18 protein-coding genes are annotated in these 16,438 nt (G+C 32.2%); 1 reads left to right on the top strand and 17 read right to left on the bottom strand.

What is annotated here, in order from left to right:
* Positions 1 to 34: 34 nt before the first annotated feature.
* The 17 genes from DFQ10_RS03835 to DFQ10_RS03765 form a co-directional block, all read right to left on the bottom strand.
* Positions 35 to 1,288, bottom strand: coding sequence for an alpha/beta hydrolase-fold protein (locus DFQ10_RS03835; protein WP_044633941.1), 1,254 nt, complete (start codon positions 1,286 to 1,288; stop codon positions 35 to 37).
* Between the two features lie 132 nt (positions 1,289 to 1,420).
* On the bottom strand, positions 1,421 to 1,777 hold the full coding sequence (locus DFQ10_RS03830; protein ID WP_044633979.1) for a cupin domain-containing protein: 357 nt from the start codon (positions 1,775 to 1,777) through the stop codon (positions 1,421 to 1,423).
* A gap of 148 nt (positions 1,778 to 1,925) precedes the next feature.
* Positions 1,926 to 2,876, bottom strand: a complete 951-nt coding sequence (locus tag DFQ10_RS03825; RefSeq protein WP_044633980.1) for an alpha/beta fold hydrolase — start codon at positions 2,874 to 2,876, stop codon at positions 1,926 to 1,928.
* Between the two features lies 1 nt (position 2,877).
* Positions 2,878 to 3,738 (bottom strand): alpha/beta hydrolase, encoded by an 861-nt coding sequence (locus tag DFQ10_RS03820; protein ID WP_044633942.1) that lies wholly within the window; start codon positions 3,736 to 3,738, stop codon positions 2,878 to 2,880.
* A gap of 46 nt (positions 3,739 to 3,784) precedes the next feature.
* Entirely contained in the window at positions 3,785 to 4,351 is a 567-nt protein-coding gene (locus tag DFQ10_RS03815; RefSeq protein ID WP_115816072.1) for a hypothetical protein, read from the bottom strand.
* Between the two features lie 178 nt (positions 4,352 to 4,529).
* The gene (locus tag DFQ10_RS03810; RefSeq protein WP_044633981.1) at positions 4,530 to 5,132 is read right to left on the bottom strand and encodes a hypothetical protein; all 603 of its coding nucleotides are present in this window, start codon (positions 5,130 to 5,132) and stop codon (positions 4,530 to 4,532) included.
* A 65-nt stretch (positions 5,133 to 5,197) separates the two neighbouring features.
* Entirely contained in the window at positions 5,198 to 5,347 is a 150-nt protein-coding gene (locus tag DFQ10_RS18505) for a hypothetical protein (protein ID WP_165586786.1), read from the bottom strand.
* Positions 5,348 to 5,989: 642 nt separating this feature from the next.
* On the bottom strand, positions 5,990 to 6,556 hold the full coding sequence (locus DFQ10_RS03805) for a hypothetical protein (RefSeq protein WP_044633944.1): 567 nt from the start codon (positions 6,554 to 6,556) through the stop codon (positions 5,990 to 5,992).
* Positions 6,557 to 6,725: 169 nt separating this feature from the next.
* Positions 6,726 to 7,199: a hypothetical protein gene (locus DFQ10_RS03800; RefSeq protein ID WP_240475202.1), complete on the bottom strand. Its 474-nt coding sequence runs from the start codon at positions 7,197 to 7,199 to the stop codon at positions 6,726 to 6,728.
* A gap of 255 nt (positions 7,200 to 7,454) precedes the next feature.
* The gene (locus tag DFQ10_RS03795; protein WP_044633945.1) at positions 7,455 to 9,188 is read right to left on the bottom strand and encodes a helix-turn-helix domain-containing protein; all 1,734 of its coding nucleotides are present in this window, start codon (positions 9,186 to 9,188) and stop codon (positions 7,455 to 7,457) included.
* A 301-nt stretch (positions 9,189 to 9,489) separates the two neighbouring features.
* Positions 9,490 to 9,966, bottom strand: coding sequence for a thioredoxin family protein (locus DFQ10_RS03790; RefSeq protein WP_044633946.1), 477 nt, complete (start codon positions 9,964 to 9,966; stop codon positions 9,490 to 9,492).
* Between the two features lie 67 nt (positions 9,967 to 10,033).
* Positions 10,034 to 10,600, bottom strand: coding sequence for a CPBP family intramembrane glutamic endopeptidase (locus DFQ10_RS03785; protein WP_205618145.1), 567 nt, complete (start codon positions 10,598 to 10,600; stop codon positions 10,034 to 10,036).
* Positions 10,522 to 10,899: a hypothetical protein gene (locus tag DFQ10_RS18650; RefSeq protein WP_220352410.1), complete on the bottom strand. Its 378-nt coding sequence runs from the start codon at positions 10,897 to 10,899 to the stop codon at positions 10,522 to 10,524. The genes DFQ10_RS03785 and DFQ10_RS18650 overlap by 79 nt, the downstream gene beginning before the upstream one ends.
* A gap of 52 nt (positions 10,900 to 10,951) precedes the next feature.
* Entirely contained in the window at positions 10,952 to 11,713 is a 762-nt protein-coding gene (locus DFQ10_RS03780; RefSeq protein WP_044633982.1) for an NAD(P)-dependent oxidoreductase, read from the bottom strand.
* 100 nt (positions 11,714 to 11,813) lie between these two features.
* A complete protein-coding gene (locus DFQ10_RS03775; protein ID WP_044633947.1) occupies positions 11,814 to 12,137 on the bottom strand; it encodes a hypothetical protein in 324 nt (107 codons plus the stop codon).
* Positions 12,138 to 12,358: 221 nt separating this feature from the next.
* Complete coding sequence (locus tag DFQ10_RS03770) at positions 12,359 to 13,444, bottom strand: acyltransferase family protein (RefSeq protein WP_044633948.1); 1,086 nt, start codon at positions 13,442 to 13,444, stop codon at positions 12,359 to 12,361.
* Positions 13,445 to 13,456: 12 nt separating this feature from the next.
* Entirely contained in the window at positions 13,457 to 14,050 is a 594-nt protein-coding gene (locus DFQ10_RS03765) for an ankyrin repeat domain-containing protein (RefSeq protein WP_044633949.1), read from the bottom strand.
* Between the two features lie 236 nt (positions 14,051 to 14,286).
* On the opposite strand from DFQ10_RS03765, the gene DFQ10_RS03760 reads away from it, so the two are divergent.
* Positions 14,287 to 16,401, top strand: a complete 2,115-nt coding sequence (locus DFQ10_RS03760) for a helix-turn-helix domain-containing protein (protein WP_044633950.1) — start codon at positions 14,287 to 14,289, stop codon at positions 16,399 to 16,401.
* The last annotated feature ends 37 nt before the right edge of the window (positions 16,402 to 16,438 follow it).

The following is a 16,438-nucleotide window of genomic DNA, read 5'->3' as shown; positions in this document are numbered from 1 at the left end:
GCATATTGCGGGTTATACAAAATGTTAGCCTTTGTTATTTGTTTTTTAGTTCTTGAATTCTGTTTTTATAGTATTCGTCATTACTTAATTCAGCAGCTTTTTGCACAAACCTTAGTGCATTAGTAATATCATTTTGAGCTTCATAATAGTCTGCCATTGAATTATAGGCACTTGCGCTGTTGGGGTAATAATCAATATTCGATTTGAAAAACATAAATGCTTTTTCAGGTTGCCCCATTTCTAAATTCATATAGCCATAGCCACTAAACATTTCCTCAATCATTGGAGGGAAGGGATAACCAAAATGCGTTGAATAGATTTCTTCTTGTTTTTCCAATAGCTTAACCAATTCTTCTACTGTCGTTTCAGGATTATTATATTTTTGCGGAGATTTAAACTGGTACCATTTAAAAAGAAAAATCAATCCATCTCTCATCGTTGGGAGCGGAACAGTACCATGTAAATCTTCATTGTACACCTTCCATGAGAAATTTAATCCACTCTGTTTTTGAGAGGTCGCAAAAGTTGAAAAGTCAACGATTGAACGTGCAAACAAAGTGAATTCTGAAGCGTCGTCCATAATATTCTCCATGGTTATTTCTTCATCCCACATGTGTAGCTGTTCTGCTGCTAAAGACACATAAAGAGATTTACCTTTATAACTTTCTGAACTCAGCTTTTCTTTTGCCTCCTTCAATAATTTTTGGTCGTCCCAATCCAAACTTGGATCTATGGCTATATAGTTTTGAAAGAGATGTTTATGATTAACCAACATATTTACCGTAAACAAACCGGCATAAGAATGCCCAATTAAGGTACGATAGGCCGTGGTTGGATATTTATTGTCAATGTATGGGATTAGTTCTTTTTCAATACTTTGGGTGAAGTTTTCCGCACCACCAGTTTCTTTATTCATTGCTTGCCCACGCCTCATTTTAATCTGAGAAGTAGTTAAGTCCCGTATCCTGTTAGTTTTGTTAGAAATTCCAATTAGAATCATATGAGGCAAATAATGTCCCCAATAATTATCATAAATTTCTTCTAAATTTTCTCTCAGAGAAAATCCATCTAACAAATAAACAACAGGATATTTTACACTACTATTTGGGTTATAATTATCAGGGAGTTTAACCCAAAACTTTCGATATTCTTTGAATACCTCTGAATAAACAGAATCAATAATTTCTGTTTGAAATTCACTCGATTGATTCAACTTCGATTGTGCCGATATACCTTGAAAGACAATAATGAGTCCTATTGTCAATACTATTTTTAATCCTTTGCTCATTTTGTTGTTTTTATTAATTGTTGTTTTTTTGTTGGTGGATAAAGTTCTACAGCTATCTATTTTAAAATAGCATGCTTCAGACCTAATATTATTTTAATCCTAAATTGAAATTCTGATGGCACTAGTGTTTCATTATTTTTGATTATTGATTGATTTTGTAATCTCAGAAATCACATTTCCTGTATGCAAAGCTGATTTATTTTCAATAAGCATTAAATGGCATTCCTTTTTAGAACTGACTTTATGATTAATTCCTTTTTTTACAATGAACAAATCCCCCTTTTTCATTGTAAATGGTTCTTGGTTTTCTATTTCAAAAACAAGACTTCCTTTAAGCACATAAAATAATTCATCTTCATTTTTATGGTGATGCCAAGGCACTTTGTTTCCCTGTATTTTTACAAGTTTTATAAAAACATCATTTACTTCACCAATTATTTTAGGAGAATAGTAGTCTTTTATGGTTTTAAGTTGCTCGTTTATATTCATAATATAAAATAATGAAGTTATGTGAAAAGGATATTTATTAATGAGTTTACGCTTATAAAATAGATTCAAAAATTAATGCTTGTTTATAGTCTCTAACAAATTCTGCTTCCTCTCTATAAATTACCATTCTTGTTTCCATTTCTCTTTTTTAGCCATTAAATTCTGCCAACCATTTTAAAATTGATTGATTAGTTTCTTGTGGTAATTCCTGTTGAATGTGATGGCCACAATCTAAACTAATAACATCTAAATTCGGAACGAAATCCTGTAGCCTTTCAAATTTTGGTATCATATCTAGATTGCCATAGATCATAAGAGTAGGCTGTTTGATGATTGGGTTAATATCTGCTAATAAGTGCCAGTTCCGGTCGAGGTTTCTATACCAATTAATAGCGCCATTAAATCCGGAATTGTTAAAGGCCTTTACAAAAACAGACAAATCATCGTCGTTCATAATAGACTCACCAAAAGGCTTTTCTGCTTTTGCAAGGTTCATCATTAACATTCCTGGTTCTGGTGGTGCAAGAGGTACATTCTTACGAAATAAATTACGAAGAAAATTTTCTGTATGGTTCTCTAATACAGCATCTGCAACTCCTGGGTGTTTATTAAAATGAACAAAATAGAAATCGTCTCCAAAAAACGCTTCCATCAACTCAATCCATGGTTTTTTGCCGCGTTCTTGATAAGGTAGTGCAAGATTTATGACTTTATTTACCCGCTCTGGATGTAAGAGTGCAAGGTTCCAAACTACATTTGCACCCCAATCATGACCCACAAAAACAGCATCTTTGTAGTTGTAATAATCAAGTAAAGCTACCATATCACCTGTTAAATGGGTGATATCATATGCTGTTACGTCTTTAGGGCAAGATGAATAACCATATCCTCTTTGATTTGGAACAATGACATGATAACCAGCTTTAGCAAGTGCTGAGATTTGATAACGCCATGAAAAAGCATGTTCGGGAAAACCATGACAAAGTACAATTGGATTGCCAATATTTTCTTTACCTGCTTCAAATACTTCTAACTCAATTCCATTTATTGAAATTATATTTGGACTAGGGAATTCTAAAGATTTTATTTCTGCTATCATTTTAGTATCTGTTTTTATCAATAATTAAATCCTCTATTTTTTTAAAACCTTTTGAATTTGGTACGTGTTTAGTATCTTCAATCAAAACAACGTCTTCTATAGAAGAAAATATTCGTTTGGCTCTTTTAATCAATTTTCTACCAGGAAACATAATATCGTTTTCACAGGCGAAAATGGTAATAGGTGTTTCAATTTGTTGAGCAGATTTTTTAGCTATTACAGGTAATGGTGAAAAGTCCATATTACAATTTTGAAAAGTGGTTCCCATAAACTGGATGGCAAAATTATCAGCATCACTAAAAAGAGCTTTAATGACTTTTTTTAGATAGTTATCATTACCCGTTTTTATAAATTTCTTTAAAGGAATAAACATCTTAAATAATCCTATAAAAGGATTTCCATTTACGATGTAAACTGGCGCTATTAAAAAAACGTTTTTTATGAGTCGTTCGTTAAATTCTAAAGTCTTTAGTGAAATAAGGCCTCCAAAAGAAAATCCTACTAAAGTAACGGCTTTCAATCCTAGTAAAATAATAACTTCCGTTAACCATTCTCCATAATCTAAAGTCTTCATGTCTAACCTGTTTTCAGCACTTTTATTAGGTTGGGCAAGTACGTCTATTGCATAGACACAATATGTTGAAGATAAATTAGGAAATGATTCTAATATTAATGGTGCACAACCGCCTGTGCCATGAATAAGGAGTAATGGAGGGTTTTTTACGTTTCCAGTAATAATAACATTTGTAACGCCAAACTTTGTTTCTACCGATTCTTCGGAATATTCAATATTTAGCTCATTTAACTTCTGGCTATACAGGGATAAGATTTTGTCTTTTCCTTCTTTTGATTTGAAAAACATATACTGTTCGTTTTTTGATTGATGATTGTGATTGGTTTTATCTATGCTAAAATTTATACCCTATTCGCAAGTGCATATTTAATTCCATTTCACTTTTGTTCTTTACATAACCAGCGCGTTTAGCAAATGTGTAACTAAATCCTGCACCAAGACCTGCTTCAAAATCAAAGTGTTTACCTAAATTTCGCCTAATTCCCCAAGTGGGTATAATGGAAAAGTCACTTACTATAGGCGCATCGTCAGTATTGAACAGTGCCAATTCTGGATGATAACCCATCTTTAAAGCAATAAAATTGCCACTATTTCCATCAATTGGTTTTGAGTTCTCTGAGCGTTTTTTGAGGTTGTAATAGAATCTTGGCTCCACAACTATCACAGGTGTGAGTAGAAATGGAGAGTCATAATCATCGTAAAACGTAGATTCCCAAATACCAAAATCAAAACCGAGCTCTGTTCTCAGTGCTATGGTATTTGATAGTTTTGCTTCATTATATGCCCAGATTCCTAGAACTCCAGTTTGTAATCCGAATATTGATTTTTCTACACTTGTGCTTTGAGCTTTGGCGATTAATGTTAGTCCGCACAAAGTCAAGGTAATTAAAGTTTTTTTCATGATAATATTTATTTTAGATACAATTGAACTTGTAAATATGATTTATGTTCAATTTTTTCTCATTACTCAGAACTTACTGTTTATGAAACGTAGCGTATAAATACACACTATATTTCACTTTAGTTCAGAGCTAAATTTTTATATTTTGTCAATAGATAAATTCACTATATATTAAAGTTTATAACCAGCTAAACCCTAATCCTACATTAAAGATTACTGCATCTCTGTGTGCATCTCCATCTAAAGACGCACGACCAAGCACTAATTTAGACTGAACATTAAGCGCAAAGTTTTTCTTTTTGTAAATTTCATAACCTGTACTTGCCATAACGGCGCAACCAAAGTTCCAATCATCATTTACATCATCTTTAATATCATATAGTGCGGGCGAATCTATGGCTAAACCAATTCCGCCATGAATCCACCAGTTGTCTTTTACCCAATATTGTACAGATGGTATAAAACCTCCAAAATTCCTGTCATTACCTTGAAATTCGTATATGTTTCCTGGCATAGCGGCAGTAATGGCAAGATTTTCATTCAACATATAGCCCAACTTTAGATCTGGAAAAACAAACGTTCCTTGAGCTTTATCAAAGGTTTGAATACCTTCACTATCTTCTAAACTGATTAGACCTCCACCTACTGAAAATTCAATAATAAAGCCATCTCGCTGTGTTGAGGTTTCTGGATTTGTGTTTTGAGCGTATGTTATACTTGATACTAATGCAAAGGCTACGCAAGCCATTCTTGATAAGATTTGTTTTTTGATTGTTTTCATTTTAATTAATTTCATAATTGTTCGTTTTTTGATTGATGATTTATTTTGTAATTTGAGTTGTTACATTAAGATTTTTTTGAGTATTCTAACGCGGCACCAATGGCAATTCCAATTGGAAGCCATAAAGCTATGTTTGAGGTTAATAAGCCTACTAATACTCCTGAAAATATGCCTATTGCAAGTCTAATTCCTTTTTTACTTTTAATTGAATTCATAATTGTTCACTTTTTGATTGTTTTTTTTTGATTAGGATAAACTTAAAAAAGGTCTTTAATCAATTAAACTTTATATGATATTCGAATGTTTGTTAATGATAAACTACCTCTTACTAGTTACAAACAGAATTTGTACCTTATAATCATTTGTTAGTACTTATTTTTCCTTAGTTCATCTAATACATAAGTGATTAAATCCATAATAATTAAAAACTTGATTTTCGTTTCTACAAAGATCGATCCAGAAGCAATATGCTTCCTACCCCTTATGAAGCCTTATGTATAAAGTTTGAGGATAGATTGAAAACTATGACGCAGTTATATAAATTATGATGCATATAAGGCTTTCTATCGCATCTTTTATTAATTTTTCTGACTTATATCCATTTTTGGCAGTAATTTATTTTTCAATGACTAAGTTTTCCAAATACCTTAGCGCAGTAGCTACCAAATTCTTTCGATTTATTGCATTTTCATTAAAAGAATCCAAGGTCTCTCTGTCTAGTTTTCGTCCTTTTAATCGCACTGCCGTCAACCTAATTGCTATCAACTTTATTAAATCCGTAGCTCCCATGAAAAAAGAAATATTTACTATTTGGAGTTAAGCTTGGATAGGTTTCGTCAAATTGAGTGTTGTTTTTGCTAAAACCTATATCCTATTCGCAAGTGCATATTTAATTCCATTTCACTTTTGTTCTTTAAGTAGCCAGCGCGTTTAGCAAATGTGTAACTAAATCCTGCGCCAAGACCTGCTTCAAAATCAAAGTGTTTACCTAAATTTCGCCTAATTCCCCAAGTGGGTATAATGGAAAAGTCACTAACTACAGGCGCATCGTCAGTATTGAACAGCGCCAATTCTGGATGATAACCCATCTTTAAAGCAATAAAATTGCCACTATTTCCATCAATTGGTTTTGAGTGCTCTGAGCGTTTTTTGAGGTTGTAATAGAATCTTGGCTCCACAACTATTACAGGTGTAAGTAGAAATGGGGAGTCATAATCATCGTAAAACGTAGATTCCCAAATACCAAAATCAAAACCGAGCTCTGTTCTCAGTGCTATGGTATTTGATAGTTTTGCTTCATTATAAGCCCAGATTCCTAGAACTCCAGTTTGTAATCCGAATGTTGATTTTTCTACACTTGTGTTTTGAGATTTAGAGATTAATGTTAGTCCGCAAAAAATCAAGGTTATTAAAGTTTTTTTCATGATAATATTTTTAGAATTATTTGAATTTGTAAATTCAACCTTATAACCAGCTAAATCCTAAGCCTACATTAAAGATTACTGCATCTCTATCTGCATTTCCATCTAAAGACACACTGCCAAGAACTAGTTTTGACTGCACATTAAGCGCAAAGTTTTTCTTTTTGTAAATCTAATAACCTGTACTTGCCATAACAGCGAAACCAAAGTTCCAATCGTCATTTACATCGTCTTTAATATCATATAGTGCTGGCGAATCTATTGCTAAACCAATTCCACCATGAATCCACCAACGATTTTTTACCCAATATTGTAGCGATGGAATAAAACCTCCAAAATTCCTGTCGTTATCTTGAAATTCATATATATTTCCTGGCATAGCGGCAGTAATGGCAAGATTTTCATTCAACATATAGCCCAACTTTAGATCTGGAAAAACAAACGTTCCTTGAGATTTGTCGAACGTTTGAATACCTTCACTATCTTCTAAACTGATTAGACCTCCACCTACTGAAAATTCAATAATAAAGCCATCTCGCTGTGTTGAGGTTTCTGGATTTGTGTTTTGAGCGTATGTTATACTTGATACTAATGCAAAGGCTACGCAAGCCATTCTTAATAAGATTTGTTTTTTGATAGTTTTCATTATAATTGATTTCATTATTGTTCGTTTTTTGATGGTGCAAATTTGAGGTATAAGAAAACTGTAAACGTCCGAGATTATAATTTCGGACGAATTCAAGTATTAAAATGAAAACTGTTTGAATTTTAAATTTGTTCGGTTAACTCTAGTGGTGTACAAGAGTAAAATAATTTTAAAATCTAAATATTAAGAAAGGATAAGGCATCTAAAAATTAATTTAAATTCTATTAACTGAGATAAAGGACTTGTAACTTTACGTTATTTAGTATTAGATTTTACCCATTTACTAGGTGTAGTGCCCTCTGTTTTTTTGAAGTACGTGTTAAATACGCTTTTAGAATTAAAACCACTGTCATAAGCTAAGCCAAGAATAGTTAAATGTGAGTTTTTTGGATCTATGGCTATTGATTTAAAATGATTTAAGCGATACGAATTCACAAAGTCATTAAAATTAAGATGAAAAGCTTTATTGATTACGTAGGATATTTTATTGGTATTTAATTCAAACACATCAGCCACGAATTTTAAACTTAATTGTGGATTTAAGAAAGGTTCATCCTCTTTAAAATAAGAACCTAATTCCTCTTTTAGCGTTTCTACTTGTTGAGCATCTAAAATGATTGGTGATGATTTTTCTTCGTCTGTTTGATGGCAATCAACGTCTTCAATGGACAAATTAGACTTGTGTAGCTCTGAAAATTCTTTGATATTATGTAACGGTTGTAAAAAAGGTTCTAGCCTATAGTTTATAACCTGCCCACGTCTTTGCTCAATCATTTCTTTTAAGCGTGTAAACCCTTGGTCTGTATAACTTGAATTGCTTAAAATAAACACATCATAGGGAACTGGCATCGTTTCTTCGTTTTGAGATTGTGACCATTTTGTCATCATTTGTTCCGGAACTTCAATATCCTTATTGTTGATAAGTTGAAATAATAGATTTTTCTCCTCTTTCAAGGTAGTATCCTGAATACAATATTGAAACTGTTGGCTTCTGTTTAGCCATATTAAACAGAAACATTTCAAATGATGCGCTAATGCTAAATCAGTATTAAGTGTTAGAGCGTAGTTTACATTTTCTAATGCTTTTTTAAACTTACGTTGGTAGTAGTAAATGCTAGCTAATGTGTAATGGTTATTTGCGGATAGCGGATCTACCTCTAATAATCTATTTGCATACGTTAAAGCCTTATCAAAAAAGCCAAGTGCTATAAAAAGCTCTGTCATAGCTTCTAATCCATCAATATAATTAGGATTCATATCTAAAGCTTTTTCTATATGTATAAATGCATTTTTAAAATCCCATTCACCCCAAAGAAACTTTCCTACAAAAGAGAGTGGATATTCGGGTAATGCTGTTTCTATTTCTTTGGCTATTAATAGATTGCCAACAGCTAAATCCATAGCTTCTTGGTAAGGCATATAACCCCAAACGGCCAATAACCCATAGCATTGTAAATTGGCATAATATGCTTTAGCGTAATTTTTATCTAAGTTAATAGCTTGATTATAGTATGATATGGCTTGATTTAGACTTTCTGGTGTCCATTTTAATTGCAATGAACGCCCTTGTAAAAATAATTGATAAGCCTCGACATTATTTGTAGGTTGTTTAATTAAATGGTCCTGCACTTCAAAATGCCCAAAATTGTTTCGGACTTCATCAGCTATGGCAAGACTCACTACATCTTCCAATTCGAAGATATCTATTAATTCTCTATCGAATTTTTTAGACCAATATTGCGTACCGTATTTTGTATCTATCAATTGCCCTGTTATGCGAATGCTATTGTTTGATTTTCTAACGCTTCCTTCTAAAACAGTAGCCACACCTAATTGATTACCAATATGTCGAACATCAATGTTTTTATTTTTAAATGCAAACGAAGACCGTCTTGCAATCACCTTTAAGCCTTTTATTTTTGATAAGGCATTAATTATTTCTTCTGCAATACCATCACAGAAAGATTCGTTATCAATATCATTACTCATATTGACAAAAGGTAAGACAGCAATAGATTTCTCGTTGATCAAAGTGATGAATTAATCACACAAATGTATAAAATTAAAACTTTAAATTTATGAGAGCCAACGATTGTTGCGCAGTATATTAACTAAGTTTAGAAATAAAAGAAAATAAGACTAAAAACAAATCGATAATTAGGACATTTACTCGTTCTTCTTGATAGGGGATGTTGAGGTATTGTAGTTTTAAAACTTTAGGACTTGTGTTTTTCCATTAAATTGCATGAATTGTTCGTTTTTGTGATTGATTGATGATTTCTGTTTTTAATTAAATGTTAAGAAGCATTTCAAGGAATTTTGATTTCTCCACTTTTCCAACAGCGTAATCAATTACCTCTCCCTTAGGATCAATGAAAATTGTTGTTGGTGTAGCACCAATATTATATTGTTTTACTAGTGCTTTAGAATTTGGGTCATCAATATTAATTTCTAGTGAGACAACTTTAGCATCCATAGCTTTTGTAACCTCATTATCAGCAAAGACTTCACGCTTCATAATGCGACAAGGTGAGCACCATTCCGTGGTAAAGAATACCATAATATTTTTATCAGAATTAAAAGCTAGCTTTTGAGCAGATTCCAAGTTATCTTTCCATGTAATATTATTTGAAGGTGCATAAAATGAGTACCAAGCATACCAAAGCGATACGACAAGAAATGTTAGCCAAAAAAATCGCCAAAAAGGATGGGATTTTCTTTTTATATGCTTTGGAGAATTGTTTGATGTGTTTTCTGAGTTATTCATTTGTATTTGATTTATTTACAGATTGAAAAATTATAATTACTCTGCAAAATCTAAGAGATAAGTTAATTTATATATGTTCCTTCAATCCTTTGTGCCAAAAGTAAATTCCAAAAACACAGGTCACAATTGCAAACATAATTCCGTTTTCACCAAGCCAATGTTCTGTTCCTTCATCTTTTATGGTTAGAGGCGGCATTATTTTTTGAATATACACATTACTGACTGCATGAAAAATGACTGCTGGCCATAGACTTTTAGATTTAAACGTGTAGTAAGTCATAATAAATGACATGGAGACAATTACGATAGTGAAGGTTGCAAATTCTAATAGGACATTGTTACTATAGTAAACTAGCAATGGCCAATGCCAAAAAGACCAAATCAATCCACTAAAAATTGCTACTCCAGTAAAAGACAGTACTTTTCTCAATTCGTAAATAAAAAATCCTCGCCATCCAATTTCTTCTCCCAAGGTGGTTGCAGAAGCTCTTATCACTTCAACAGTGCCTAATAAAAAAACAGCTATGATTGTTATCGCTGTTGGGTTTAAAGTGCCTATGCCAAATAAGCCAAGTTCTTTTCCCCATTCTGTAATGGCTTCGCTTTGGCTAAATTTCCAAAACCTAAAATCCAAATAAGCACATAAGTGATAATACCATATAAGGCAGGAACAACATAAGACCATCGGATATATTTCCAATTTCCCCAATTCCAGTTTAGGGATGATATTTTACGTCCTTTGATTTTTAAGGTTAAAAATGCAGCTATTGCAGGACACCACATGATAGCTCCAACACAGATTCTGGATGGGTATAAATTAACTATTGCATAATGAAATGGTGACGTAAGAGCAATTACCAAACCGAGAAATATAAAGATTGTATTCCAAGTGCTTTTTCCTTCTGTAAATCTTTCTGGCATTTGAGTTTTCATGTTATTATTTTTTGGTAAATGATTATTAAGTCTGCTTGATTTCTATTAAGGTCTAGTTTTTCTTACTTACCTCTATATTTTTTTCAATCAGTGATGATTTATTATAAATTACAGGCATTTGTCCTTTCCAAGTAATCCATAAACTGGCATTACTAATGAGCTTCATCATAAAATGCCCAACATTTATTCTACTTGTTTTTCCTGCATTAAAAATTGCGCTTCTTATTGGAGAAGGATAAATTTCGTAGTCTGAAACTTTATCATCATTAATTAAGCCATCTGGTCTCACTATTACCCATTCAATTTGTTTATTATTTTGCCCTATTTGGGTTCGTAAATAATCGGCTGCTTTTTCATTGTCTACATGAGGTGGTAATACTATGCGAAGTAAACCCACGACACATTTTTCAGCAAATGAAATGGTTTCGTTTAAGTCACGATTACGATTTCCTGTAGTGTTCATTAAAACAAACTTTGTTGGACTTTGAGCATTGTTTGATTTTATGGCATCACATAAGCGTTTCGTAGCATCTGTTACTAATCTTCTTGGTTCCCCATATACACCTTTCCATGTTAAATTGTGACCAAGACAAGATGCCACAGCATTGCAACCACTTGTAATAACACTCATTTCCGTATCGCTTAATTCTAATATACTTGCAGAGATAATTTGTAAGTTTTCATTAGCTTTCCACGATTCTGGTAATTTTTCTGGCGATCTTACAATCACTTTAACTTCGTATTCTTTAATTAAAAGTTGTTCTACTAACTTGCTACCTGTGGCTCCACTGGCACCGACGACTAATACTGTCATTTTGTTTTTATTTTTTATAATTTGCAATACTCAGTTTTCAATAATTTTTAAAAAAGAAATCAAAAGTTAAAGAATGGGTTAACTTATAGTCAAGCATTTTTTAATTTGTATTTCGTAATTCAGCATAAGTATATTTTAGGTTTTTTAATGATTCAATAACCTTACTGTAAGCCTCACGATTTTGCGCAAGCGTTGTCATTCTCGTTAAAACCATATTCTCAAAATAAATGTCTTTTCCGTAAGTGTCTGAAGACGTATCCATTTCCCTAAATTTAACGTTTGGCATCAAAGAATTCTCGTGATAATCTGCAAGGGTTGGTTGATCTGCTAATGAAACGGAGTTTTCATTACAAGATATTAACAATAAGATTAGCACTGGATATAGGCTTTTTATTAATTGAAATACTACTTTTAAATAACTCATAATAAGACTTTTAAAATAATTATAGCACAATGTAAAGCTTATGTCTCTATCACAAAAGGAAAAGTACATGAGCGTAAATAAATCTAATTGTACGTTAGAAAATTTCATAATTGTTCGTTTTTTGATTGATGATTGATTGATGATTGATTGATGAATTATATTTTATTGTTTTGATGTACTGATAACTATTATAAAGTGAAAAGATAAGTTTGAGTTAGATTCTAAATCCTTTTTAATTCTTTCTGTACGACCCTTTTAAATTTCCATTTCAAACCAAATAAAGGTCTCAAGATTGTAATTCTTTTTAAGGTGAATTCATAAATGAGAAAACAGACTATAAACGTAAATACTGTAATTCCTACAAACTCTAGCATAGGATGAAGATCTAATGGCAGAATGAGTAATGCACCTGCATATAAGACAAACATGTGAATAATATAAACTGGATAAACAGCTGCACTCAAATAGCTTAGTAAGGCACTTGGTTTATTAAGGTAACTATAGCCTATTCCAAATAAACCCAATATCCAAGAATTTGATTCTATGGTGGTGATATACATATTTGATAATGACTCAAACCCTGTGAAACGAATCACGAAGAGGATGGCTGCCAAACCGATATATAACCATTTCCACTTTGAAACGGTTTGCCAGAATACTTTACCGCTATATACAAACAGAAATCCAAAAAAGAACCCAAGCAACCCGATAAAAAATCCATGCCAGGTTTTAGCGTATAGTTCAAATAGCTGTGGTTTAACAATACCTATTTCTATCATAAAAAATACGGATATAGATAATGGTCCTAAAGCATAGGTCATCACTTTTGAAATGGCTTTTTTAAATTTTCCATTTCCATTTTTTTTCAAATAGTAAAAAACAGGTGACAACACTACGACATAGACAAAAATGTTTCCTAAAAACCATAGATGTCCCATATGCGGAAAATAACTCAATGGCATATTATAGTAGTTTTGAAAGACTAAAAAGTGTAACGGAGTGATAGCTAAAATACCGAAAACAAAGGGTAAAAGAATTCGTTTACTGCGCTCTATGAATAATTGCTTCCAATTTCTTTTTTTCATTGCAAAATATAAGCCCATTCCCGATACAAAAAACAGTAAGGGTATCCTCCAAACATTGAGCATGGTCATTGGTTTCCAAAGTCCTTCTAAAGCGTCTTCACTTCTTATAAACCCTATAAACATGGCCCAAGGTTGAAATATAATCGCTATATGGTAAATCAGTAATAAACCTATAGCAATGACTCTAAGCCAATCAATATCGTATCTTCTTTCTGTTGTCATCTTGTTTTATGTTTATTGTAGCATCATTGCAACAACAGGACGTGCCTTTTGTAATTCATCAAGATCTAATGTAAATCCCATTGGTTTTAATTGCTGAATTAACATTTCATAGATAGGTTTCATTTGAGCAAAATCTACCATTACTGTTTCCCTTGGTGTAGCTCCATAATTATTACGAACCGTTTTATCAGCTTTTGCATCCATAAGTAATTGTACAATTTCGATTCGCCCGAAGAATGCTGCAGTGTGTAAAGCTGTTCCACCATCATTATTTTTTATAGACAAATCTGCATTTCCATTGATCAATGCTTTCGCTATTTCAGGTTTATTAAAAGTGGCTGCTGACATTAAAGGTGTAGATCCAGACATGGCCTCTTTTTGATTAATATCAGTCCCAGCTTCAATATGTTGCTTAACTGCATCCAAATTTCCCGTTAATACAGCTCCGTGAATATCTATATCAGGTGCGTTTACTGTTTTTGTTGCTTTAGCGGAATCATTTGAACTTGTTTCTTTGTTAGATTGTGCGCATGAACTTGTTAATAAAAGTGCAAAGATTAACATCTGAATTGTCATTCTAATTGAAGTAATTTTAAATGTTTTCATAATTTAATTTATATTGATTAAGAACTTGATTTTTGTTTCTACAAAGATGCGATACTAACTTAGTTGGTTGATAATCCGCATGAAGCCTATTGTGTCAAGTTTGGTGAGAGATTGAAAATTATGACGCAGGAGTATAAATTATGACGCAAAAACTCATTTTTTGATAAAGAACTTTCAACTATAAGCGACATAGTGTTTAAATAAAAATTTCTACTTTTGGAACAGTACAAAGCAACATGTCTAACATCTCACATCAAGAAAAATTTATTGAGCAAGCTCAGTCGCTTATTTTAGAGAATATCTCTAATGAGCAATTTGGAGTTTCAGAATTGGCAGACCTCATGAATATGAGCCGATCAAATTTGTTGCGGAAGATTAAGAAACAAACACAAGGTAGTGCAAGTCAATTTATTCGTGAAGTCCGACTTCAAAAAGGGATGACGATGTTAAAAGAAACGGAGCTTACTATTTCTGAAATTTCTTATGAGGTTGGCTTTAGTAATAATTCTTATTTTATTAAATGCTTTAGAGACTATTATGGGTATTCCCCAGGCGAGGCCAGAAAAAAAATAGGTAAACAAACAGAATTTGAAGATGAATTTAAAGTCGAAGGAGATCACCAAAACACAGAGATTATTGAAGTTGCTGAAAAAACTTTTTTTAAGCCAAACCGTATTCAGATAATAGTAGGAACGGTCTTGGTTATAGTACTAGCACTATTTTTGTTTCTCCCAAAAGAAACAATCAATTCTGAAAAAAATGTCGTCAACCTTAAGAAATCGATTGCAGTATTGCCGTTTATAAATATGAGTAATGACTCTGATAACCTTTATTTTGTAAACGGACTTATGGAGTCAACGTTAAACAATTTACAGAAAATTGAAGATATTCGAGTAATTAGTAGGACCTCTGTAGAAAAATATAGAGATACAGATAAGACAATAACAGAAATCGGTGAAGAACTAGGTGTCAATTACTTGATTGAGGGTAGTGGACAACGCATTGATGGTCAGGTTTTGTTGAATATTCAATTGATTGATGCGTCAAAGGATTCACCTATATGGGCAGAACAGTACAACCATAAAACGGAGGACATTTTTTCTGTACAAAATGAAGTTGCAAAAAAAATTGCAGAAGCCATTGAAGCAAAAGTAACACCAGCGGAGCTACAACAAATAGATAAAAAACCAACGGAAAACGTATTAGCTTATGATTATTATTTAAAAGGACTTGAAGCCTTACAAACAAAGACAAAAGAGGGGTTGCAAGCTGCTATTAATTTATTTGAAAAAGCGATAGAACAAGACTCGGAATTTGCACTCGCCTATGCTCAGATTGCAATTTGTTACTATTACTTAGATGTAAATAAAATTGAAAAGAAATATTTAGCCGAATTAAATGAATATGCAGATAATTCCCTGTTGTTTGATTCTACTTCTGAATTGTCTCTGATTGCAAAAGCACTGTATTATATAAACGCAAACGAATTTAGGTTAGCGATACCTTACTTGGAAAAAGCACTAGATTATAACCCAAATGCTTCTTCTGTAGTACTAATTTTATCTGATATATATGCTAGAGTTGTTCCAGATACAAATAAGTATCTCACTTATGCATTAAAAGGAATAAAATTAAATATTGAAGCTAACGATAGTATTTCTAAAAGCTTTATCTATCTAAACTTGAGTAATGCATTAGTCCAAAACGGGTTTGCTAAAGAGGCTTCAAAATACATTGAAGAATCTCTGAAGTATAATCCTAAAAATCAATATAGTACCTACTTAAAAAATTTTATAGATTATGCGAATAATAAAGATTTAGAATCCTTAAGAAAAAAAATGCTCATAGAGTGGCGTAAAGATACTACTCGCGCTGATATCACTCAAGAATTAGCCAAAACATATTATTTTCAGGAAGATTACGAAAAATCATTGGTTTATTACGAGAAATATATTAGTATACTTACTACTGATAAAATTGACTTGTATCCAGCAGAGAACATAAAAATAGCCTACACCTATAAAAAATTGGGTCTTCCTAATAAAGCAGAAAAATATATTCAGAAATATAAAGATTATTTGGAAGAAGATGAGTCAATTTACAGAGAGGCAAGTTTAGCTATGCTGTATCTTTATGAAAATATGCCAGATAAAGCTATAGAAGCCTACGATAAATTTAGTTCACAAGATGGTTTCCAATATTGGGTGCTTTTATTTATGAAGGAAGACCCTCTATTGAACCAGTTGCAGAATCATCCAAGATACGACGAAACTATTGAGAAAATAGAAGTGCAATTTTGGGAAAAACATAAAATACTTAAAGAAACTTTAAAAAAGGAAAAACTATTATAGATCGTTGGAATTTAATTATCCATACTATTCAAAATAT

The sequence above is a fragment of the Winogradskyella eximia genome (assembly GCF_003386165.1).
Lineage (GTDB): Bacteria > Bacteroidota > Bacteroidia > Flavobacteriales > Flavobacteriaceae > Winogradskyella > Winogradskyella eximia.
The sequence above is the reverse complement of the archived record's forward strand: the minus strand, read 5'-3'. Positions and strand labels throughout refer to the sequence as shown.

Coding starts and splice junctions, on each gene's coding strand:
- DFQ10_RS03835 (WP_044633941.1), bottom strand. CDS start 1,288: ATGAGCAAAGGATTAAAAATAGTATTGACAATAGGACTCATTATTGTC.
- DFQ10_RS03830 (WP_044633979.1), bottom strand. CDS start 1,777: ATGAATATAAACGAGCAACTTAAAACCATAAAAGACTACTATTCTCCT.
- DFQ10_RS03825 (WP_044633980.1), bottom strand. CDS start 2,876: ATGATAGCAGAAATAAAATCTTTAGAATTCCCTAGTCCAAATATAATT.
- DFQ10_RS03820 (WP_044633942.1), bottom strand. CDS start 3,738: ATGTTTTTCAAATCAAAAGAAGGAAAAGACAAAATCTTATCCCTGTAT.
- DFQ10_RS03815 (WP_115816072.1), bottom strand. CDS start 4,351: ATGAAAAAAACTTTAATTACCTTGACTTTGTGCGGACTAACATTAATC.
- DFQ10_RS03810 (WP_044633981.1), bottom strand. CDS start 5,132: ATGAAAACAATCAAAAAACAAATCTTATCAAGAATGGCTTGCGTAGCC.
- DFQ10_RS18505 (WP_165586786.1), bottom strand. CDS start 5,347: ATGAATTCAATTAAAAGTAAAAAAGGAATTAGACTTGCAATAGGCATA.
- DFQ10_RS03805 (WP_044633944.1), bottom strand. CDS start 6,556: ATGAAAAAAACTTTAATAACCTTGATTTTTTGCGGACTAACATTAATC.
- DFQ10_RS03800 (WP_240475202.1), bottom strand. CDS start 7,199: ATGAAAACTATCAAAAAACAAATCTTATTAAGAATGGCTTGCGTAGCC.
- DFQ10_RS03795 (WP_044633945.1), bottom strand. CDS start 9,188: ATGAGTAATGATATTGATAACGAATCTTTCTGTGATGGTATTGCAGAA.
- DFQ10_RS03790 (WP_044633946.1), bottom strand. CDS start 9,966: ATGAATAACTCAGAAAACACATCAAACAATTCTCCAAAGCATATAAAA.
- DFQ10_RS18650 (WP_220352410.1), bottom strand. CDS start 10,899: ATGAAAACTCAAATGCCAGAAAGATTTACAGAAGGAAAAAGCACTTGG.
- DFQ10_RS03780 (WP_044633982.1), bottom strand. CDS start 11,713: ATGACAGTATTAGTCGTCGGTGCCAGTGGAGCCACAGGTAGCAAGTTA.
- DFQ10_RS03775 (WP_044633947.1), bottom strand. CDS start 12,137: ATGAGTTATTTAAAAGTAGTATTTCAATTAATAAAAAGCCTATATCCA.
- DFQ10_RS03770 (WP_044633948.1), bottom strand. CDS start 13,444: ATGACAACAGAAAGAAGATACGATATTGATTGGCTTAGAGTCATTGCT.
- DFQ10_RS03765 (WP_044633949.1), bottom strand. CDS start 14,050: ATGAAAACATTTAAAATTACTTCAATTAGAATGACAATTCAGATGTTA.
- DFQ10_RS03760 (WP_044633950.1), top strand. CDS start 14,287: ATGTCTAACATCTCACATCAAGAAAAATTTATTGAGCAAGCTCAGTCG.